A 20950-nucleotide genomic window follows, 5' to 3' on the forward strand; every position below is an offset into this window, starting at 1 on the left:
GCCGCTCGGCGCCGGCGCCGCCGGCGGCTGCTCGGTCAGCGGGCGCCCGACTCGATGGCGGGGGCGGCCGCGGGGTCGGCGCCGTCGAGGAACTCGGTGAGGCGCACGACCTCCGCGGTCTCGCCGATGCCCTCCGCGGCACGGCGCAGCATGTAGAGCGAGAGCAGCACGCCGCGGTTCGGCACGTGCGACCACGGCACCGGACCGGCCCCGCGCCAGCCCGCCTTGCGGAGCGCATCGAGCCCGCGGTGGTAGCCGACCCGCGCATAGGCGTACGACGCCACGACCTCGCCGCGCGACCACGCGCGATCGGCCAGCGTCGCCCACGCGAGCGACGACGACGGGAACTCGGTCACCGCCGCCTGCAGCGCCTCGTCGATGTCGTAGCCGACAGCCCGGGCCAGGGCATCCTCGACGCCGGGTTCTTCGGGCAGCAGGGTCTCGGCGGGGCCGAGCAGGTTCGCAGAGCTCATCCACCGATCGTACCCGCGCAACGAGAAGCGCCCCCGCCGAGACGGCGAGGGCGCTTCTGAGAGATTGAACTGGAAATGCAGCGCCCATGGGGCGCTATCCGGGTTGTCCGATCAGCCCTGGCGGGCCTTGAATCGGGGGTTCAGGTGATTGATCACCAGTGTCCGGCCCCGGCGGCGAACGATCTGCGAACCCTGCATCTTCTTCATCGAGCTCAATGAATTCCGCACCTTCATATCGGCTCCTTTCGTCGTTCAGTAGAACAAGTAGACACCCGAAAACCTTCCCAAGGGAAGAGCTACCCGAACTCGCCCCGCCCCGAGCGCGCGTTGTCGTCGCCCGTGTCCGAGGCCAGCGACTCCTCGACCTTCTCCGGCGCGAACGGCAGGCCCGCGCTGCCGACCACGTCCGGCGCATCCTCACCGTGTTCCCGCGTGTAGGCGCGGTGGGCGTACCGCTCGTCGTCCATCCGCTGGGCGAGCTGGGCGTAGGCCACGCGCAGGCGCGGCACCCGCTGCACCACGTCCATCACGATCCGGAACCGGTCGAGGTCGTTCAGCATGAGCATGTCGAACGGCGTCGTCGTGGTGCCCATCTCCTTGAACCCGCGCACGTGGATGTTCGAGTGGTTCGTGCGCCGGTAGGTCAGCCGGTGGATCAGCGACGGATACCCGTGGAACGCGAAGATCACCGGCTTGTCGCGCGTGAACACCGCGTCGAAGTCGTCGCTGGACATGCCGTGCGGATGCTCGGTGGAGTCCTGCAGGCGCATCAGGTCGACGACGTTGACGAACCTGACCGCCAGATCGGGGATCTCCCGCGCGAGGATCTGCACAGCCGCCATCGCCTCCACCGTCGGGATGTCGCCCGCGCAGGCGACCACCACATCGGGCTCCTGCCCGGGAGTCTCGGTGCCCGCCCACTCCCACACGCTCACGCCGCGCGCGCCGTGCGCCCGTGCCTCCTCGAGCGAGAGCAGGGTCGCCGTGGGCTGCTTGCCCGCCACGATCACGTTCACGTAGTCGCGCGACGCCAGGCAGTGCTCGGCGGTGACGAGGAGGGTATTCGCGTCCGGCGGCAGGTACACCCGCACGACGCTCGCCTTCTTGTTCACGACGTGGTCGAGGAATCCGGGGTCCTGGTGCGAGAACCCGTTGTGGTCCTGCCGCCAGACGTGCGACGAGAGCAGGTAGGTGAAGGAGGCGATCGGCCGCCGCCACTCCACGTGCGCGCTCGACTCCAGCCACTTCGCGTACTGGTTGAACATGGAGTCGACGATGTGGATGAACGCCTCGTACGACGTGAACAACCCGTGCCGCCCGGTGAGCAGGTAGCCCTCGAGCAGGCCCTGCGCGAGGTTCTCGCTGAGCATCTCGATCACCCGGCCCTCGTGCGCCAGATGCTCGTCGGTGGGCAGCACCGAACCCTGCCAGGCCTTGTCGGTGACGTCGTAGACATCCTGCAGCCGATTGGATGCGACCTCGTCGGGCCCGAAGATGCGGAAGTTGTCGGGGTTGGCCGAGATGATGTCGCGGAGCCACCCGCCGAGCACCTTGGTGGGCTCGACCACCGCCCCACGACCGCCGGAGACGTCGACCTCGTGCGCGGCGAGCGGCGGCAGGTCGAGTGAGCGCAACAGCAGCCCGCCGTTGGCGTGCGGGTTGTCGCTCATGCGCAGCGTGCCCGCGGGGCAGTCCCCGTCGAGCAGCGGCACCGGCCGTCCCTCCTCGTCGAAGAGCTCTTCCGGGCGGTAGCTGCGAAGCCACTCCTCGAGCTGCGCAAGGTGCTCGGGGTTGTCGCGCACCCCGGCGAGCGGAACCTGGTGCGCCCGCCAGGTGTTCTCGACCGGCAACCCGTCGACCACCTTGGGCCCGGTCCAGCCCTTCGGGGTGCGCAGCACGATCATCGGCCAGGCCGGCCGCGCATCGTCACCACCGTTCCGGGCTGCATCCTGAATGGCGGCGATGTCGTCGAACGCGGTGGCGAGGGCCGCCGCGAACCGTTCGTGCACGAGCATCGGGTCTTCGCCGTCGAACCCGCCCGAGACGATCCGCGGCGAGTAGCCGTACCCGGTGAACAACGCCGCGAGCTCCTCCTCCGGGATGCGGGCGAGGATGGTCGGGTTCGCGATCTTGTACCCGTTGAGGTTGAGGATGGGCAGCACCGCGCCATCCGTCGCCGGGTTCAGGAACTTGTTCAGGTGCCAGCTCGTGGCGAGCGTCGCCGTCTCGGCCTCCCCGTCGCCCACGACGCAGGCGGTGATGAGCGACGGGTTGTCGAGCACCGCGCCGTACGCGTGCACGAGCGAATACCCGAGCTCACCGCCCTCGTTGATCGACCCCGGGGTCTCCGGCGCCGCGTGCGACGGGATGCCGCCCGGGAAGGAGAACTGCCGGAACAGCTTCTGCATCCCGGCACCGTTGCGCGGCACGTGGTGGAAGAGCTCCGAGTAGGTGCCGTCGAGCCACGCGTTCGCCACCACGCCCGGGCCGCCGTGACCGGGGCCGGCGACGTACACCACGTTCGAGGAGCGCTCCACGATCAGCTTGTTGAGGTGCGCCCACACGAGGTTGAGGGCCGGGGTGGTGCCCCAGTGCCCGAGCAGCCGGGGTTTGATGTCGGATGCGGAGAGCGGCTCGCGCAGGAGCGCGTTGTTGCCGAGCAGATAGATCTGCCCGACCGAGAGGTAATTGGCCGCGCGCCACCAGGCGTCGACGACCGTCAGGGGAACCGCACCGGAAGTGGTCATGAGCCCAGCCTAGGAACCCTGGGCCGCCGTGCACAGATCTCCACCATGAACCGTGAGCGTACGCGCCACCCGGCCCGGTGACCATGCGGGAAACCGCGCGTTTTCCCGCACCCGAATCGTGCGGGAAACGACCTGGGCCCGGCCCCCCGACGGCTGTTAGCTTCCCCACCAAGGCTCAACAAGGGGGTTCCTCATGCACGTGAATGCCGTTCTTTCATCCCGGCGACCGAGTTGGCTGCGCCTCGCCGTCGTCGCACTCGCCGTCGCGATCGCTTCGCTAGGCGCCGTCGTCGGCGTCGCCGCACCCGCCCACGCCGCCGGCAACGTCGTCGTCTCGCTCACCTTCGACGACGGCGACGGCGACCAGCTCGCCGCGGCCCAGACGATGAACGCGAAGGGCCTCACCGGCACCTTCTACATCATCTCGGGCTCGGTGGGTCAGCCCAACTACCTCACCCAGGCCAATCTGCAGACGCTCTACGCCGCAGGCAACGAGATCGGCGGCCACACGGTGCACCACCCCGACCTCACCACCCTCGGTGCCGACGCCGTGAAGAGCGAGGTCTGCACCGACCGGGTCAACCTCACGAACTGGGGGTTCCCGGTGACGAGCTTCGCGTATCCGTTCGCCGCGGTGAACGCCCAGGCCGAGCAGGTGGTGGCCGACTGCGGGTACAACAGCGCCCGCGGTCTTGGCGACCTCAAGACGGCGCCCGGCACCGACTGCGCGGACTGCGCCAACGCCGAGACCATCCCGCCGGCCGACCCGTTCTACACGAAGGCGGCCGATCAGGTCGACGCCACCTGGACCCTGGAGCAACTGCAGAAGCGCGTCACCGACGCGGAGGCCGAGGGCGGCTGGGTGCAGCTGACCTTCCACCACGTGTGCGACGGCTGCGGCTTCGACGCCAACGACCCCACCATCTCGCCCGCGCTGTTCGACCAGTTCACGACCTGGCTGGCCGGCTGGAAGGACGGCACCACGAAGACGGTGAAGAACGTCACCGACGTGATCGGAGGCGCCGTGAAGCCGGTCGTCGCCGGCCCGCCGCTCGCCCCGCCGCCCGGCCCCGGCGAGAACGGCGTGCAGAACCCGAGCCTCGAGACGCCCGGCACCGTGGTGAACATGCCGCAGTGCTGGTGGGGTTCGAGCTTCGGCACCAACACACCCACCTTCACCACGGTGACCCCGGGCCACACCGGCGCCACCGCCTCGAAGGTCACGATGACGAACTACGTCGACGGTGATGCGAAGATCCTCGCCCAGTTCGACGAATCCGGATGCGCGCCCAGCGTCAGTCCCGGAGCCACCTACTCTCTCAGGGCCTTCTACATGTCGACCGCCAACACCCAGTTCGCCGTCTACACGCGCAACACGGTCGGCACCTGGACGTACTGGACGTCGAGCCCGATGTTCCCGCCCGCCGCCATCTACACCCAGGCGAACTTCACCACGCCGGCCATCCCGGCCGACATCACGGGCATCAGTTTCGGCCTGAACCTCACCGCCAACGGCGAGCTCACCACCGACGACTACGCGATGTACGACTCGAACGGCGCCCCGCTCTACGCCCTGAGCCCCGTGCCGCCGAGCGTGGCCGGCACCGCCCAGGTCGGCAAGCTCCTCACCGCGACCGTGGCGCCGTGGGCGCCCGACCCGGTGGCGCTGTCGTACCAGTGGAACGCCGACGGCGTCGCCATCGCCGGTGCGACCGGCCTCACCTTCACCCCCACGGCCGCCGAGGTCGGGAAGGCGATCACCTTCACGGTCTCCGGCCAGAAGACCGGCTACGAGACCCTCTCGGCGACCTCGGCCCCGACGGCGGCGGTGATCGCGGCCGATGCCACCGTGGTGCGGCTGGGCGGCGCCGACCGCTACGCGGTCTCGGCGGCGGTGTCGGCGAGCACCTTCGCGCCCAACGTCCCCGTAGCCTACGTCGCCTCCGGAGAGGTGTTCCCCGACGCCCTCTCGGGCTCGGCGGCGGCCGGCAAGCTGGGCGGCCCGGTGCTGCTCGTGGGCAAGAACACCATCCCGGCGAGCATCGGCACCGAGCTGGCGCGCCTGCACCCGGCGAAGATCGTCGTGCTCGGCGGCGTGAACACGGTGTCGGATGCGGTGGTCGCCTCGCTCAACGGCAGCGCGCCCACGACACGCATCGGCGGCGCCGACCGGTTCGCGGTCTCCGCGGCCGTGTCGAAGGCGGTGTTCGCACCGAACGTGCCCGTCGTGTACGTCGCATCCGGAGCCGTCTTCCCCGACGCGCTCTCCGGCTCGGCGGCGGCCGGCAAGCTCGGCGGCCCCGTGCTGCTCGTGACGAAGGACAGCATCCCGACGGTCGTGAAGACCGAGCTGAACCGGCTGCACCCGGCGAAGATCGTGGTGCTCGGCGGCACCGCGACCGTCGCCGACAGCGTGAAGACCGCGCTGAACGGCATCGCCCCGACCACGCGCATCTCCGGCGCCGACCGGTTCGCGGTCTCGGCCGCGGTCTCGGCGGCCACCTTCACCCCGGGTGTGCCGGTGGTCTACATCGCCTCCGGCGCGGTCTTCCCCGACGCGCTCTCCGGCTCGGCAGCCGCCATCGTGAAGGGCGGGCCGGTGCTGCTGGTCAGCCAGAACGCGATCCCGGCGTCGGTGCAGACCGAGTTGCAGCGGCTGAACCCGGCGAAGATCGTGGTGCTCGGCGGAGCCAACACGGTCTCCGACGCGGTGTTCGCCTCGCTCGCGGCCTACATCGGCTGAGCCTCCCCGACCGGCGACGGCCGGATGCCTGCACCCCCAGCATCCGGTCGTCGCCCCTTCTCGTGGGCTTCTGTTCGTGAAAGCGGGCTGAACGCCGACTGGGAGCACCGGACGCGCTGTCCCCCGATTGACCGCTGTCGCCCGAGGCCCGCGACCCGTAGGATCGCACCTGTCAGGGCCTTCAGGCCGCTCGGCCAGGGGATGACCGACGAACACGATGACCGAGGAACAATGAGTCTGCGCAACAGCTCCGTCGCCGCGGTGATCCGCCCGCGCGAGCAGATCTCCAGCCAGACCCGCCTGGTGGTCGCCGCACTCACCCTGCCCATCCTCGCGGCGATGCTGTGGTTCTCGATCCCGCGGGGCACATGGCCCCGCGTGATCATCGCGTTCCTGTTCATCGTGGCGCTCTACGCGGCGGGCACCTGGTTGCTGCGCGGGGTGAGCATCCGGCTCGAACGCGACAGCCTGATCGAGCGCGGCTACTTCCGCCACGACAACCGCATCCCGGCCAAGCGCATCGCCACCGCGCTCGTGATCGACGTGTATCGCGGTGTCTCGACCGAGACGAACCGGCAGCTGTTCCTGCTCGACTCCTCGGGCGAGCTGCTGGTGCGCATGCGCGGCGAGTTCTGGTCGAACGACGACATCGAGACGGTGGCCACCGCCTACGACGTGCCGGTGCGGCGGATTCCCGACCCCATGACCGCCGCCCGGCTCCGCGCCGAGTCACCCGACCTGCTCTACTGGTTCGAGCGCTGGCCGTGGGTCGGCGGGCTGACCGTGGCGGGCGCGATCTCGCTGCTCGCGCTGCTGCTCATCGCGCTGATGTCCCCGGCGTCGCTCGTGCTGGCCTGACCTCGCCCCGTCGCCCGTCGCCCTGCGCGAGCTCGCGCACGAACACCACGACGTCGGCGTCGCGGCGTGCCTCGGTGAAGCCCAGGCGCGGGTAGAACGCGAGGGCGCCGGTGTTCCGCGGGTCGACCCCGAGGTGCACGCCCGGCACGCCCGCAGCGCGCAGCGTCTCGAGGCAGCGTTGCACCAGGGCACGGCCGATGCCCCGCCCCTGGGCGGCTTCGGCGATGTCGATGTGGAGGTGCGCCGGATGATCGGCCGACCACGAGGTGAGCATGCGTTCTGGCGCGAGCCCCGCGGCGAGGACGTCGCGATCGAACGCCGTGGTGGTGGGCGCCGCGGCGTAGCGGGCCGCGAATCCCGGCAGCCAGTCGGAGCGGTAGCGGTCGACGAAGCGCGCCGTATCGGGGGTGGCGACGACGTAGCCCGCGGGCTCGGCATCGCCGATCTCGGCCACGAGCGCATACTCGGGCTCGAGCGCGAGATACGGGTTGAGGTAGACGTCGGCCAACAGGTCGGGGTTCGACGTGAGGGCGCTGGCGTCGCTGCCGGCGTTCCCGGTGCGGAGGCAGATCTCCGCGAGCCGGGCCGGCGCGCCGGGCCGGTGGTAGTCGGGGTAGCGCCAGAGCACCCACCCGTCGCCCCCACCGAGCGGGCCGTGCGCATCCTGGAGCGGTTCAGACACGGGTGATCAGCTGCGTCGGGCGGGAGCGCCATTCGGCCAGCAGTTCGGCTCGCACGGTGACGCCGGAGCCGGGGCCGGCCGGCACCGCGAGGCGGCCGTCGACGAGCACGAACGACTCGGTCAGGTCCTCGGCGAAGTACCGGTTCGAGGCCGAGGTGTCGCCCGGCAGGGTGAAGCCGGGCAATGCGGCGAGCGCCACGTTGGCTGCCCGGCCGAGCCCGGTCTCGAGCATGCCGCCGCACCACACCGGCACGTCGCGGTCGAGGCAGGCGTCGTGGATGCGGATGGCCTCGAGATACCCGCCGACACGGCCGGCCTTGATGTTGACGATGGCGGTGGCGTCGCGCTCGATGGCGTCGATGGCGACCCCGACGCTCGTGATCGACTCGTCGAGGCACACCGGGGTGTCGATCGCCCGCGCCAGGCGGACGTGGGCGGCGATGTCCTCCTCGACGAACGGCTGCTCGATGAGCAGCAGCCCGAAGGCGTCGAGTTCGCGCAGGTGGTCGATGTCGGCGATGGTGTAGGCGGTGTTGGCGTCGACCTGCAGCAGGGCATCCGGCCCGAGGAGCGTGCGCACGGCGGCGACGGGTTCGAGATCCCAGCCCGGTTTGATCTTCAATTTGATGCGGCGGTACCCCTCGTCGCGGTAGCCGGCGACCTCCTCCAGCAGGGCGTCGATGCTCGGGGCGATTCCGACGGAGACACCGCAGTCGACCTCGGGCCGCACGGCGCCGAAGTACTCACCGAAACTGACCCCGGCCGCCCGCAGCTGCGCATCGAGCACGGCCGTCTCGAGCGCGGCCTTCGCCATGCGATGGCCGACGACGAAGTCGAGGAGGCCGGCGACGTCAGGGGCGCTCACCGTTTGGGCGGCGAGGAGCGCGGGGGCGAGGTAGTCGCGAATGACGGCGGAGCAGCCCTCGACGTACTCGCTGGAGTAGAACGGATCGGCCATCGCGACGCACTCACCCCAGCCCTCCCCGGCATCCGTCAGCACCCGGACGAGCAGGACGTCGCGGGCGGTCTGCCGGCCGAAGCTGGTCTCGAACGGGCGCACGAGCGGCATGGCGACGCGGTGCACCTCCACCGCCTCGAGCACGACGGGCAGCGCGGAGCCGCTCGTGTGCACCGCCGCCGCCGTGGTCACGTCAGGCCCCGGCGCGCTCGGCCAGCCGGTCTTCGAGACCCCAGGCCTGGCCGTACCCACCGCTGCTCTCGGGCGCGGCCATCAGGTCGAGGAACGCTTTCGCGTCGAACGCCTCCGGCCCGAGCACCCCCGTGCCCGACCAGGTGCCCGCCGCGAGGAGCTCGAGCGCGATCACGGGGTTCAGCGCCGTCTGCCACACCACGCACTGGCTCTCGTACTCGGCCATCGTCCACTCGTTGTCGGCGACGTGGTAGAGGTACACCTCGCGGGGGCTTCCGTCGGGGCCGGTGCCGGTGACCCAGAGGCCCGCGCAGGTCTTGCCCGTCATGAACGGGCCGAGCGTGGCCGGATCGGGCAGGCCCGCCGCCACCACGTCGCGCGGGGCGACCTCGACCGGACCATTGGCGCTCCGCACCCGCAGCGGCGTGGTCTTGTCAAGACCCAGCTGGTGCAGCGTCTTCAGGATGCCGATGAACTCGTTGCCGAGCCCGTACTTGAAGGTCACCCGCCGCGCATCCACCCACCGGGGCATCAGCAGCACCTCCTCGTGCTCCACGTTCACGCACTCGACGTCGCCGATGCCCTCGGGGAAGGTGAACACCTCAGGCTCGGAGAACGGGGCGGTGGTGTACCAGCCGCGATCCTTCTCCCAGATCACGGGCGGGTTGAGGCACTCCTCGATGGTGGTCCAGATCGAGAACGACGGCGCGAAGATCTCGTTGCCGTCGGAGTCGCGCACCACGAGGTTCGCCCCGTCGCGGGTGCCGAGCTCGTCGATCTCGCTGAACAGGTGGTCGGCGGCGTAGCGCGCGAACACGTCGCTGAGGCCGGGCTCCACGCCGATGCCCACCAGGGCGAGCCGGCCGGCTTTCTCCCAGTCGGGCGCCTGCGCGAACTGGTCGTCGCCGAGCTTCACACCGGTCTCGGCGTAGGGGTCGGTGGGGTGCGGCTCGCTGAGGCTCATCGCCATGTCGAGGTAGTCGGCGCCCGCCGCGAGCGCCCCGGCGAAGATGGTGGGCACGAACTTCGGCTCCACCGCGTTCATCACGTGCGTGGCGCCGTGCTTGCGGGCCACGGCGGCGACGTCGTCGGGGTCGGATGCGTCGATGCGGTCGGTCGCGAACCGCGCTGCGACCTCGGGGCCGTGCCGCTCGGCGATCCACGCCACGGTGCGCTCCGCGCGACCCAGGTCGTAGTCGGTCACCACCAGTTGCTCGAAGAACGAACGTCGCGCGGCGATCTTCGCGATGGCGTCGCCCACACCGCCGGCGCCCACAAGGAGGATTCTCATGGCTCGACGTTACCGTTCAGCCCCCGTGCGGTGCCAGAGGGGCGGATGCGGGCGGGCGCGTTCGGCGTAGAGGCGGGCCGCGAAGGGCGCCCAGAGCAGCACGGCGACGCCGGCCCCGAGCAGGAGGCCGCCGATGGTGTCGGTCAGCCAGTGCGCGCCGAGGTAGGTGCGGCTCACCATCATGAGCACCGTGTAGACCGAGCCGGCCACCCAGATCCACACCCGCACGAACACGATGCCGAGCGTCACGGCGAGCGTTGCGGCGTTCGCCGAGTGCCCCGAGGGGAACGACCCGTAATCCGACACCACCAGGATGTCCTCCGGCCGCGGCCGCCCGATGACCGTCTTCAGCACCTGCACGAGGCCCGCGCTCACGATGATGGCGATCGTGAAGTAGAGCGCCGCCCACGGCCGCCGGAACACCAGCAACGCGGCGATCGTGACGAGCGGGACGACGAAGACGGCGATCACCCCGCCGCCGAGCGAGTTCATGACGAGCGAGGGCACGTCCCAGAACGGCGACCGGTGCTCGGCCATCTCGTTCATCCACTCGGTGTCGACGCCGAACGGCAGTCCCCGCTCCCGCAGCACGACGATGGCCCCGAGCAGCAGCACGAGCAGCACGGCCACGGCCCCCGACACGATGGGCCAGCGCCGCGCCACCTTCACCGGAACCGGAGCATTCGACATTCCGCTGACGCTACTCCATCCCACCCGTGACGGCTCAGCGCCCGCCGGCTCAGCGCCCGCCGGCTCAGCGCGTGAGCGCCGGCACGCGACGCGGTCGCACCACGAACCAGAGCGAGAGGATGCCCACCACGGCCGTTCCTGCCATCACCGCCGCCATCGGCGTGGCACTGCCGATGCCGAGCACCCCCACGAGCGGGGAGATGAGGCCGGCGAGGCCGAAGTTCACCGCGCCGAGCAGCGACGCCGCCGTGCCCGCCTCGTGCCCGTGCGCGTTGAGCGCCAGCACCTGCACGCACGGGAAGGTGAGCCCGCAGGAGAAGATGAAGAACCACAGCGGGACCAGGGTGCCGAGCAGTCCGAACCCGAGCTGGTCGAACAGGACGATGAGGCCCGCGCAGCTGAGCAGCAGCACGGTCGAGACCGCCAGGATCCACTGCGGCCCGAGGTACTTCGTGAGCCGCGCCGAGAGCTGCGCGCCGGCCACGATGCCGAGCGAGTTCACCGCGAAGACGATGCCGAACTGCTGCGCGTCGAAGCCGTACACCTGCTGGAACAGGAACGAGCTCGCCGAGAGGTAGGAGAACAGCCCCGCGAAGGTCATTCCGCCGATGATCGCGACGCCGATGAACACCGGGTCGGTGAGCACGGCCCGGTAGCGCTGACCCGTGGTGCTGTGGCCCGCGTCGTGCCGGCGCGCCGGCGGCAGCGTCTCCCGGATCCAGAGCGACACCACGACGATGACGAAGCCGCCGTAGGCCGCCAGCACCCAGAAGATGCCGCGCCAGTCGATGACGAGCAGCAGCTGCGACCCGATCACCGGCGCCACGATGGGGGCGAGACCGCTCACCAGCGCGAGCCGGGAGAGCATCACCACGAGCGGCCGGCCGCCGAACAGGTCGCGCACCATCGCCATCGCCACCACGCCGCCGGCGGCCGCGCCCATCCCCTGCAGCACCCGGAAGGCCCCGAGGGTCCAGATGTCGGGCGCCACCGCCGCGCCCACGCAGGCGACCACGTGCACACCCGTAGCGATGATGATCGGCAGCCGCCGCCCCACCCGGTCGCTCCACGGGCCCACCAGCAGCTGACCGAGCGCGAACCCGATGGTGGTGCCGGTGAGGGTGAGCTGGATGAGGGCGGCCGGTACGTCGAAATCGACCTCCAGCACCGGGAAGGCGGGCAGGTACAGATCGATCGTGAACGGCCCGAGCGCGGTCAGCGCGCCCAGGATGACGACATAGACGAGCCGCTGCCGGGTGGTGAGGGAGTCGCCGGGATGTACGACGGTGATCGGGGAGGTTGCTGTTGCCACCATGACATTCTGGGGGGCGCGCGACTCAGGCGATGACCAGCTGCACACCGCTCTCGAGGAATGCCGCGCGCATCCGCTCGTCGAGCCCGGTGGTGACGAGGGTGTCGAACTCGGCGATCGCCCCGATGCGACCGAGATCGATCCGGCCGATCTTCGAGGCGTCGGCCACGAACACGGCGCGGTCGGCAGCCAGCAGCATGGCGCGCTTCACCTCGGTCTCGGCGAGGTTGACGTTGGTGGCCCCGGCATCCGGATGCACGCCGGTGCCGCCGAGGAACGCCAGGTCGACGTGCAGGTCGTCGAGCACCTTCGTGGCGAACGGCGCCACCAGGGAATGCTGGAGCGGACGCAGCGTGCCGCCGGTCACCACCACCGTGAAGCGCGGAATGGCCGGCTCCAGCGCGAGCGCGGTGGTGAGGCTGTTCGTCACGACCACCACCTCGTCGAGGTCGTCGCGTTCGATGAGGGCGGCCGCGACCGCGGCCGGGGTGGTGCCGACGTCGAGCGCGATGCTGTCCCCGCTGCGCACAAGGGCGGCGGCGGCCACGCCGATGCGCCGCTTCTCCTCCGCGGAGGTGGTGAGTGCCAGCTCGAACGGTTCTTCCCGCCGAGCCGCACCGCCGCGGAGCACGGCGCCGCCGTGCACCCGGTCGATGGGGTTCTCGCGCTCGATGGCGTCGAGGTCGGAGCGCACCGTGACCTCCGAGACGCCGAACTCGCGGCTGAGGTCGGCGACCCGCACGAAGCCGGTGTCGGTCACCCGCGCGAGAATGCGCTCCCGCCGCAGCGCGGAGGGCAGCTGCTCGATGTCGCGGGCCATGCCCCGAGTTTCGGTTACTTCGTCTTGCTTGTCAATCCACAAGCATCCGATCGACTTGACTTGTGGTATCGAAAGTGGCTTACTCGTGGTGTGACAGAGCTCTCCCACGGCATCACGAAGCGCGTGCACCACCTCTCCGACGGGCGCGAGCTCATCTACTTCGACGACGCCGACAGCACCCTCGACCCTGAGCGGGCACCGGATGCGCGCCCCCCGGCCGCACGCCCGGCCGTCGCCTCGATGCGGCAGGACCCGCTCACCGGCGAATGGGTCTCCATCGCCGCCGCCCGGCAGAACCGGGTGATGCTGCCGCCGAAGCACCTCGATCCGCTGGCGCCGTCGAGCCCCGAGAACCTCACCGAGGTGCCGAGCAACTACGACGTGGCCGTGTTCGAGAACAAGTCGCCCTCCTTCGGCCCTGACCTCGCCGAGCCGGGCTACGACGACGCGCACGAGCTCGGTGAGCTGGCGCGGATCGGGCTGGGGCGCATCCGGCCCTCCGTCGGGAGATGCGAAGTGGTGTGCTTCAGCCCCGACACCGACGGCTCGTTCGCCACGCTCAGCCCCTCGCGGGCGCGCACGGTGATCGAGGCATGGGCCGATCGCACCGCCGCCCTGTCGGCGCTGCCCGGGGTTGAGCAGGTGTTCCCGTTCGAGAACCGCGGCGAGGCGATCGGCGTGACGCTGCACCATCCGCACGGGCAGATATACGCCTACCCCTACATCACACCGCGCACGCAGAAGCTGATCGCCTCGATCGAGAGCTACGGGCCGACGCTCTTCGCCGACATCCTCGCCTTCGAGCAGCAGTCCGACCGCGTCGTGCTGCGCGGCGAGCACTTCACCGCCTTCGTGCCGTTCGCCGCCCGCTGGCCGCTCGAGCTGCACCTGCTGCCGCACCGGCACGTGCCCGACTTCGCCGCCACGACCGTCGAGGAGCGCGACGAGCTCGCGGTGCTCTACCGCCGGCTGCTGCGCGCGGTCGACGCGATCTACGACACCCCGACGCCCTACATCTCGGCGTGGCACCAGGCACCGGTGCACGCACACCGCGACGACATCCGGCTGATGCTGCAGATCACCTCGCCGCGCCGGGCCGCCGACAAGCTGAAGTTCCTGGCCGGCTCCGAGTCGGCGATGGGCGCCTTCATCGGCGACGTGCCGCCCGAGACCAGCGCCGCCCTGCTACGAGAAGCCCTCGAACGATCGGACCGCGACCTGTGAGCATCTCCTCCTCCCCCTCGCCCGCTTCGGCCGCCGCCCTCGAGCGCAGCGTGCTCGAGGGCTTCGCCACCCGCTTCGGCGCAGCCCCTGACTCGCTCTGGTCGGCTCCGGGCCGCGTGAACCTCATCGGCGAGCACACCGACTACAACGACGGGTTCGTGCTGCCCTTCGCCATCGACCGGCGCACGATGCTGGCGGTGCGCCGACGCGCCGACCGGGTCATCCGCATCGCCACCTCCTTCGCCCCGGAGACGGTCGAGATCGCCCTCGACGACATCACGCCCGACACGGTCGGCGGCTGGTCGGCGTATGCGCTCGGCATGGTGTGGGGGGCGACCGAGTTCGGCTCGGTGCTCGACGGGGCGTTCGGCCTCGACGCCTACCTCGAGTCCGACATCCCGGTGGGCGCCGGCCTGTCGTCGTCGGCGGCCTTGGAGAGCGTCTTCGGCCTGGCGATCACCGAGCTCTGGGGTCTCGGCTACGACCGCCAGACGATCGCCCGCATCGGGCAGTTCAACGAGAACCAGGTGGTGGGCGCGCCCACCGGCATCATGGACCAGTCGGCGTCGCTGCTCGGCGAACGCGACTCGGTGGTGCTGCTCGACTGCCGCTCGCTCGACACGTCGGTCATTCCGCTCGGGCTCTCGGATGCGCAGCTCACGATCGCGGTGATCGACACGAAGGTGACGCACGAGCACGCCACGGGCGGGTACGCTGCTCGGCGCGCATCCTGCGAGCGTGGCGCGGCGGCGCTCGGTGTCACGTCGCTCCGCGACCTCACCGTCGACGACCTCGGGCGGGCCGAGCGCGAGCTCGACGACGAGACGTTCCGGCGGGTGCGGCACGTCATCACCGAGAACGAGCGAGTGCTCGAGACCGTGCGCGCGCTGCAATCGCACGGCGCCACCGCGATCGGCCCGCTGCTCGACGCCTCGCACGTGTCGATGCGCGACGACTTCGAGATCTCGGTGCCCGAACTCGACCTCGCGGTCGTCACGGCGCAGCAGCACGGGGCGATCGGCGCCCGGATGACCGGCGGCGGCTTCGGCGGATCGGCCATCGCCCTCATCCCCGCCGCCCGCCTCGCGGGGCTGCGTACCGCGGTGCTCGCCGCGTTCGCGGCGGCCGGCTACGCCGCCCCCGACGTCTTCACCGTCACCCCCGCCCCCGGCGCCACCCGCCTCCCCCTCCCGCAGTAACCCGGCCCCGCTCCGTCGGGGCAACGCAGCGCGCGCGGGGTCAGCCGCGCACGATCAGGGCCGCGAGGGTTGCGGGGTCGGCGCCGCCCGGGACCTCGCCGATGACGCGGCCGGCCGCCATGCCCACGACGCGGTCGCAGAGGTCGAGCAGCTCGTCCAGATCGTCGGAGGCGATCAGCACGCCCTTGCCGGCCCGCGCGATCGCGCGCACCCCGGCGTGCACCTCGGCACGATCGGCCGCCGACGCGCCGGCCGTGGGGTCGCCGAGCAGCAGCACCTGGCGCTCCGAGTCGGGGAACGCCCGCACCAGCCCGCGGACCTGCTCGAGCGCCGACCCCTCCCGACCGAGCGATCGCACGGCACCGAGCAGCCGCCCGCCCCACCCGTCGCCCGGGCCGAGGTCGCTGTCGCGGTCGACCAGGCCCGCTCTCGCGAGCCGCGGGAGCGCCGAGGCGGCGACCGGCATCGCGATTCCGCCGACGAACCGCACCCGGTAGCGCGGGGCATCCGTCGACGCGAAGTAGAGCCCAGCGGCGATCGCGTGCTCGACCGTGTCGGTGGTCACGGGCGTGCCGCGCACGCTCACGGTGCCGGTTGGCCGCGTGCCCTCCGAGTTGCCGTACACACTCAGCAGCAGCGCTTGCGCCCCCGACCCCCGCAGCCCCGTGATGCCGACGACCTCCCCGGCACCGACGACCAGGTCGACCCCGTCGACGAGCAGCCGGGCGGGCTCCAGCGGGTCGTGAGTGCTCCACTCGGCGATCCGCAACAGCTCCGCACGAGGCTCCCCGCCGGTCGCCCCGGCGCCGCCAGGCCGTTCGGCGGCGGGGCCGCGCCCGACCCCGACGAGTTCGCGCAGCACCTGCTCGCGCACGCGCTCGGCGGCCGCGACCCCGACCGCCGCTCCGGCCATCCCAGCTCCCTCCGCCCACTCGGCCCGGTGATGTTCCGCCACGACCGCCCCGTCCCGCACCACTACGACCCGGTCGGCGTACCCGAGCGCCTGCCGCGGCTTCTGCGTGAGCACGATCACCGCGACGCCCCGCTCGGCGACCGAACGCAGCACCCGGAAGAACCGCGCCGCATCCGCTTCGCCGAGGCGCTGGCCCGGTTCGTCGAGCACCACCGCACCGGCTTCGCGGGCGATCGCCCGGCCCAGTTCGACCACCAGGCGGTCGTACTCGCCGAGCTCGCGGGCGGGCATCCGTGGTGTCAGGTCAGAACCGAGGCTCTGCAGGATGACCGCGGTGTCGTCGCGCGTTCTCTTCCAGTCGACGCCCAACGGGATCGGCCCGAGCCGCTGCCGGCGTTCGTGGCCGAGGAAGACGTTCTCGGCGATGTCGAAGGTCGGGGTGAGCCCGCGGCGGCTGCCGATCAGCGCCAAGCGGGGACCGTCGGCCGCGTGGCCGGACGTGATCCGCGCCGTCACCTCCCGCAGCACGACGCCGAGGCCCGAGCCGTTCGCGCCGCACAGCGCCACGATCTCGCCGGGCGCGGCACCGACGAGGTCACCCGACGCGAGGTCGAACCAGGCTCCGCCCGTGGTCGCCGTCATGCCTCACTCACCCCACAACGCTATCCCCTCCTCGCGCCGGCGAGAGGCCGGCCCGAGGAGGGGATGACGGAGCGGAGCAGATGACGGATGCGCGTCAGCGCCCGCCCGAGCGCCGCTTGTTGTAGACGTCGAAGGCCACCGCGAGCAGCAGAACCAGACCCTTGACGGCCTGCTGCCACTCGATGCCGATGCCCATGATCGACATACCGTTGTTGAGCACACCGATGATCAGACCACCGATGATCGCGCCGCCGATGGTGCCGACACCACCCTGCACCGCAGCGCCACCGATGAACGCCGCCGAGATGGCCTCGAGCTCGAAGCCGTCACCGGCCTTCGGGCCGGCGAGGTTGAGGCGGGCGGTGAAGATGAGGCCCGCGAGCGCCGCGAGGAAGCCCATGTTCACGAACAGCCAGAACGTGACGTTGCGGGTCTTGATGCCCGAGAGCTCCGCCGCGTGCAGGTTGCCGCCGATGGCGTAGATGTGCCGGCCGAAGGTCGAGCGGTTCATCACGATGCCGTAGATGAGCACCAGCACCGCGAGCACGATGAGGGTGACGGGGATGCCCTTGTACGTCGCCAGGGCGTATGCGAACAGGCCGATCGCCACGGTCACGAGCACGAGCTTGGTGATGAACCAGGCGAAGGGCTCGACCTCCTGCCCGTAGTTCTGGCGGGCGCGCCGGGTGCGGAACTGCTGCACGAACAGCGCGATGACCGCGATCGCCGCGATGCCGAGGGTCAGCGGGTCGAGCTCGAACTCGCCGAACACGTTGGTGAGGAAGCCGTTGCCGAGCGCCCGGTACTCCGCCGGGAACGAACCGATGTTGGCGTTGCCGAGCACGACGAGCGCGAGACCACGGAAGATGAGCATGCCGGCGAGCGTCACGATGAACGCCGGTATGCCGACGAAGGCGATCCAGAAGCCCTGCCAGACTCCCACGAGGGCGCCGACGAGCAGCGACAGGATGATCGAGAGCCACCACGGCAGCCCCCATTGCACGGCGAACACACCCGAGACGGCGCCGACGAACGCGGCCACCGAACCCACGGACAGGTCGATGTGGCCCGCGATGATGACCATCACCATGCCGATCGCGAGCACGAGGATGTACCCGTTCTGCACGATCAGGTTCGAGATGTTCTGCGGGCGCAGCAGGATGCCGTTGGTCAGGATGCTGAACAGCACCACCACCAGGATCAAAGCGATGAAGATGCCGTTCTTGCCCAGGTCGCCGAGCACGTGGCTCAGGCGGTCGGTGAACTTGTTCTCGATCGGGTTGACTTGCGCGCCGGCCGCCGTGGTGTCGGACGGCTTGGTCTCCAGGTCGGACATAGTCGTTGTTCTCCTTCCGGTAGCGCGCGGCTAGCGGGGCTTTTCCATGGTCATGAGTTTGAGGAGGGCCTCGGGGTTGGCCTCGGCGATCGGGAGTTCGCCGGTGATGCGGCCTTCGGACAGGGCGTAGATGCGGTCGCAGATGCCGAGGAGCTCCGGCAGCTCCGAGGAGATGACGACGATGCCCTTGCCCTGTGCCGCGAGCTTGTTGATGATGCTGTAGATCTCGTACTTCGCGCCGACGTCGATGCCGCGGGTGGGCTCGTCGAGGATGAGCACCTCCGGGTCGGCGTAGATCCACTTCGACAGCACGACCTTCTGCTGGTTGCCACCGGAGAGCTTCCCGGTCTTGGCCAGCACGCTCGGCGCCTTGATGTTCATCGACTTGCGGTACTCGTTCGCGACCTGGAACTCCTTGCCGTCGTCGACGATGCCGAGCCGCTCCAGCTTGTCGAGCGCGGCCATCGAGATGTTCCGCTTGATGTCGTCGATGAGGTTGAGTCCGTAGGTCTTGCGGTCTTCGGTGGCGTAGGCGAGACCGTTCGCGATGGCCTCCGAGACCGTGCGGGTCTTCACCTCCTTGCCGTTGATGAACACCCGGCCGGAGATCTTGGAGCCGTAGCTGCGGCCGAACAGGCTCATCGCGAACTCGGTGCGGCCGGCGCCCATGAGCCCGGCGATGCCGACGATCTCGCCGCGGCGCACGGTGATGTTGACGTTGTCGACCATCACCCGGCTCGGGTCCTGCGGGTGGTGCGCGGTCCAGTCCTCGACCCGCAGGATCTCCTCGCCGATGTGCGGGGTGTGATCCGGGTAGCGGTGCTCGAGGTCGCGGCCGACCATGTCCTTGATGATGCGCTCTTCGGTGACATCCGTCTTGGCGATCGTCTCGATCGTCTTGCCGTCGCGGATGATCGTGACCGAGTCGGCGACCTTCTTGATCTCGTTCAGCTTGTGGCTGATGATGATCGACGTGATCCCCTGCTCCTTGAGGTGCAGGATGAGGTTCAGCAGGTGGTCGGAGTCCTCGTCGTTCAGTGCCGCGGTCGGCTCGTCGAGGATGAGCAGCTTCACCCGCTTGGAGAGCGCCTTCGCGATCTCCACCAGCTGCTGCTTGCCCACCCCGATGTCGCGCACCTTCGTGGTGGGGTTCTCCTTGAGGCCCACCCGGGCGAGCAGCGTGGCCGCCTCGTGGTTGGTCTTGTTCCAGTCGATGAGACCGAGCGGCCCCTTCAGCTCGTTGTTCAAGAAGATGTTCTCGGCGATCGAGAGGTACGGGCTGAGCGCCAGCTCCTGGTGGATGATGACGATGCCCTTCGCCTCCGAGTCGCGGATGTCGCGGAACGCGACCGTCTCGCCCTCGAACACGATGTCACCCTCGTAGGTGCCGTGCGGGTAGACGCCCGACAGCACCTTCATCAGGGTGCTCTTGCCGGCGCCGTTCTCGCCGCAGATGGCGTGCACCTCGCCGCGCTGCACGTCGACGGTGACGTTCTGGAGCGCTTTCACGCCCGGGAATGTCTTCGTGATGCCCTGCATCTCGAGGATGTTCGTTCTCGCCTGGATCTCATCCGTCATGCGCGATTGCCTGCTTCCTTGCCGGTGGCCTGTACCTTACTCGCCGGGTGCCGACCCGGCGCATCCGCCCCGCCCACGTGTGCAGACGGGGCGGGGCGGATGCTGGGGAAGGGCTGACTAGCCCTTGATCTCGTCTTCGGTCCAGTAGCCGGACTTCACCAGGACATCGTTGATGTTGTCCTTGACGACGATCTGCGACTCGAGCAGGTAAGAAGGAACGACCTTCACACCGTTGTCGTAGTCGGTGGTGTTGTTGGTCTCGGGCGTGTTGCCCTGGAGCAGCGCCGTCGCCATGTCGGAGGCCACCTTCGCGAGGTTGCGGGTGTCCTTGAAGATGGTGGCGTACTGCTCACCGGACTCGATCGCCTTCACCGAGTCGAGCTCGGCGTCCTGACCGGAGATGATCGGCCACTCGGCGCCCACGGTGTAGCCGGCGTCGGTGAGGGCCGAGATGATGCCGCGCGAGATGCCGTCGTAGGGCGAGAGCACCGCGTTGACCTTCGAGCCGTCGGAGTAGGTCGAGGTCAGCAGGTTCTCCATGCGCTTCTGGGCGGTCTCGCCGTCCCAGCGGAGCGTGGCGGCCTGCTCGAAGTCGGTCTGGCCCGACTTCACCACGAGGGTGCCCTTGTCGATGTACGGCTTCAGCGTGTCCATCGCGCCCTCCCAGAAGAAGGTCGCGTTGTTGTCGTCAGGCGAACCGGCGAACAGCTCGATGTTGAAGGGGCCGGCAGGAGCCCCGTCGGTCGCCTTGCCCTCGAGGTCGACGAGGCCGAGGCCGTTCAGCACCGAGTTGGCCTGCTGCACGCCCACCTTGTAGTTGTCGAACGACGCGTAGTAGTCGACGTTCTCGGTGTCGCGGATGAGGCGGTCGTAGGCGATGACGGGGATGTCGTTGTCGGCGGCCTCCTGCAGCACGCTGGTGAGCGTGGTGCCGTCGATCGAGGCGATGATGAGGGCCTCGGCGCCCTTGGTGATCATGTTCTCGATCTGCGAGACCTGGGTGGGGATGTCGTCCTCTGCGTACTGCAGGTCGACGGTGTACCCGGCGTCTTCGAGCTGCTTCTTGACGGCGTCGCCGTCCTGGATCCAGCGCTCGGACGACTTGGTCGGCATCGCGACGCCGATCAGGCCGCCGTCGCCGCCGCCGCCGGCGCTGTCGGTGCTGCTGCCGCCGCCGCTGCCGCTCGAGCAGGCTGCGAGGCTGACCATGAGTGCGCCCGCGGCGACTCCCGCGAGCAGTGTCTTGATCTTCACTGTGTTTCCTTTCATCGGTGGTGGGGACTTCTTCGTCG

Annotated in this window: 17 protein-coding genes; 4 read left to right on the forward strand and 13 right to left on the reverse strand. The window is 70.0% G+C overall.

Annotated features, from left to right (window positions below; translation table 11 throughout):
- Window positions 1–35: 35 nt before the first annotated feature.
- The 3 genes from AC3WLB_RS19095 to AC3WLB_RS19105 all read right to left on the reverse strand — a co-directional run bounded on the left by AC3WLB_RS19095 (window position 36) and on the right by AC3WLB_RS19105 (window position 3220).
- Complete coding sequence (locus AC3WLB_RS19095; RefSeq protein ID WP_492508722.1) at window positions 36–473, reverse strand: DUF3151 domain-containing protein; 438 nt, start codon at window positions 471–473, stop codon at window positions 36–38.
- Between the two features lie 111 nt (window positions 474–584).
- Window positions 585–707 (reverse strand): ribosomal protein bL36, encoded by a 123-nt coding sequence (locus AC3WLB_RS19100; protein WP_022898558.1) that lies wholly within the window; start codon window positions 705–707, stop codon window positions 585–587.
- 62 nt (window positions 708–769) lie between these two features.
- On the reverse strand, window positions 770–3220 hold the full coding sequence (locus AC3WLB_RS19105; protein WP_492508724.1) for a phosphoketolase family protein: 2451 nt from the start codon (window positions 3218–3220) through the stop codon (window positions 770–772).
- A 193-nt stretch (window positions 3221–3413) separates the two neighbouring features.
- Here AC3WLB_RS19105 and AC3WLB_RS19110 point away from each other — a divergent pair, with 193 nt between their 5' ends.
- Both AC3WLB_RS19110 and AC3WLB_RS19115 read left to right on the forward strand, forming a co-directional pair.
- Entirely contained in the window at window positions 3414–5963 is a 2550-nt protein-coding gene (locus AC3WLB_RS19110) for a cell wall-binding repeat-containing protein (protein ID WP_492508726.1), read from the forward strand.
- Window positions 5964–6194: 231 nt separating this feature from the next.
- On the forward strand, window positions 6195–6821 hold the full coding sequence (locus AC3WLB_RS19115) for a hypothetical protein (protein ID WP_492508728.1): 627 nt from the start codon (window positions 6195–6197) through the stop codon (window positions 6819–6821).
- Here the strand turns inward: AC3WLB_RS19115 and AC3WLB_RS19120 are convergent.
- The 6 genes from AC3WLB_RS19120 to AC3WLB_RS19145 form a co-directional block, all read right to left on the reverse strand.
- Window positions 6781–7503 carry a GNAT family N-acetyltransferase gene (locus tag AC3WLB_RS19120; RefSeq protein WP_492508730.1) on the reverse strand — a complete coding sequence of 241 codons (723 nt, stop codon included), beginning with the start codon at window positions 7501–7503 and terminating at the stop codon, window positions 6781–6783. The two genes, AC3WLB_RS19115 and AC3WLB_RS19120, sit on opposite strands and share 41 nt — an antisense overlap.
- Window positions 7496–8653: an o-succinylbenzoate synthase gene (gene menC / locus AC3WLB_RS19125; protein ID WP_492508732.1), complete on the reverse strand. Its 1158-nt coding sequence runs from the start codon at window positions 8651–8653 to the stop codon at window positions 7496–7498. Before menC ends, AC3WLB_RS19120 begins: the two co-directional genes overlap by 8 nt.
- Before the next feature lies 1 nt (window position 8654).
- Window positions 8655–9944, reverse strand: a complete 1290-nt coding sequence (locus tag AC3WLB_RS19130; protein WP_492508734.1) for a saccharopine dehydrogenase family protein — start codon at window positions 9942–9944, stop codon at window positions 8655–8657.
- Between the two features lie 9 nt (window positions 9945–9953).
- The gene (locus AC3WLB_RS19135) at window positions 9954–10634 is read right to left on the reverse strand and encodes a phosphatase PAP2 family protein (protein WP_022896941.1); all 681 of its coding nucleotides are present in this window, start codon (window positions 10632–10634) and stop codon (window positions 9954–9956) included.
- 64 nt (window positions 10635–10698) lie between these two features.
- The gene (locus AC3WLB_RS19140; RefSeq protein ID WP_492508736.1) at window positions 10699–11949 is read right to left on the reverse strand and encodes a multidrug effflux MFS transporter; all 1251 of its coding nucleotides are present in this window, start codon (window positions 11947–11949) and stop codon (window positions 10699–10701) included.
- A 22-nt stretch (window positions 11950–11971) separates the two neighbouring features.
- Entirely contained in the window at window positions 11972–12766 is a 795-nt protein-coding gene (locus AC3WLB_RS19145; RefSeq protein ID WP_492508738.1) for a DeoR/GlpR family DNA-binding transcription regulator, read from the reverse strand.
- A gap of 90 nt (window positions 12767–12856) precedes the next feature.
- On the opposite strand from AC3WLB_RS19145, the gene galT reads away from it, so the two are divergent.
- Together galT and galK are read left to right on the forward strand one after the other, a co-directional pair.
- Window positions 12857–13990, forward strand: a complete 1134-nt coding sequence (gene galT / locus AC3WLB_RS19150; protein ID WP_492508740.1) for a galactose-1-phosphate uridylyltransferase — start codon at window positions 12857–12859, stop codon at window positions 13988–13990.
- 2 nt (window positions 13991–13992) lie between these two features.
- Window positions 13993–15189 (forward strand): galactokinase, encoded by a 1197-nt coding sequence (gene galK / locus AC3WLB_RS19155; protein WP_492508790.1) that lies wholly within the window; start codon window positions 13993–13995, stop codon window positions 15187–15189.
- Between the two features lie 40 nt (window positions 15190–15229).
- Here the strand turns inward: galK and AC3WLB_RS19160 are convergent, their stop codons facing one another.
- From AC3WLB_RS19160 to chvE, 4 genes are all read right to left on the reverse strand, one after another.
- Window positions 15230–16744, reverse strand: a complete 1515-nt coding sequence (locus tag AC3WLB_RS19160) for a sugar ABC transporter ATP-binding protein (RefSeq protein WP_492508742.1) — start codon at window positions 16742–16744, stop codon at window positions 15230–15232.
- 94 nt (window positions 16745–16838) lie between these two features.
- Window positions 16839–18080: a multiple monosaccharide ABC transporter permease gene (gene mmsB, locus AC3WLB_RS19165; RefSeq protein ID WP_492508744.1), complete on the reverse strand. Its 1242-nt coding sequence runs from the start codon at window positions 18078–18080 to the stop codon at window positions 16839–16841.
- A gap of 30 nt (window positions 18081–18110) precedes the next feature.
- Window positions 18111–19658 carry a multiple monosaccharide ABC transporter ATP-binding protein gene (gene mmsA, locus AC3WLB_RS19170; RefSeq protein ID WP_492508746.1) on the reverse strand — a complete coding sequence of 516 codons (1548 nt, stop codon included), beginning with the start codon at window positions 19656–19658 and terminating at the stop codon, window positions 18111–18113.
- Window positions 19659–19775: 117 nt separating this feature from the next.
- Complete coding sequence (chvE, locus tag AC3WLB_RS19175) at window positions 19776–20912, reverse strand: multiple monosaccharide ABC transporter substrate-binding protein (protein WP_022896030.1); 1137 nt, start codon at window positions 20910–20912, stop codon at window positions 19776–19778.
- Window positions 20913–20950 lie beyond the last annotated feature (38 nt).

The sequence above is a fragment of the Herbiconiux sp. FW305-C-125 genome, assembly GCF_058783455.1.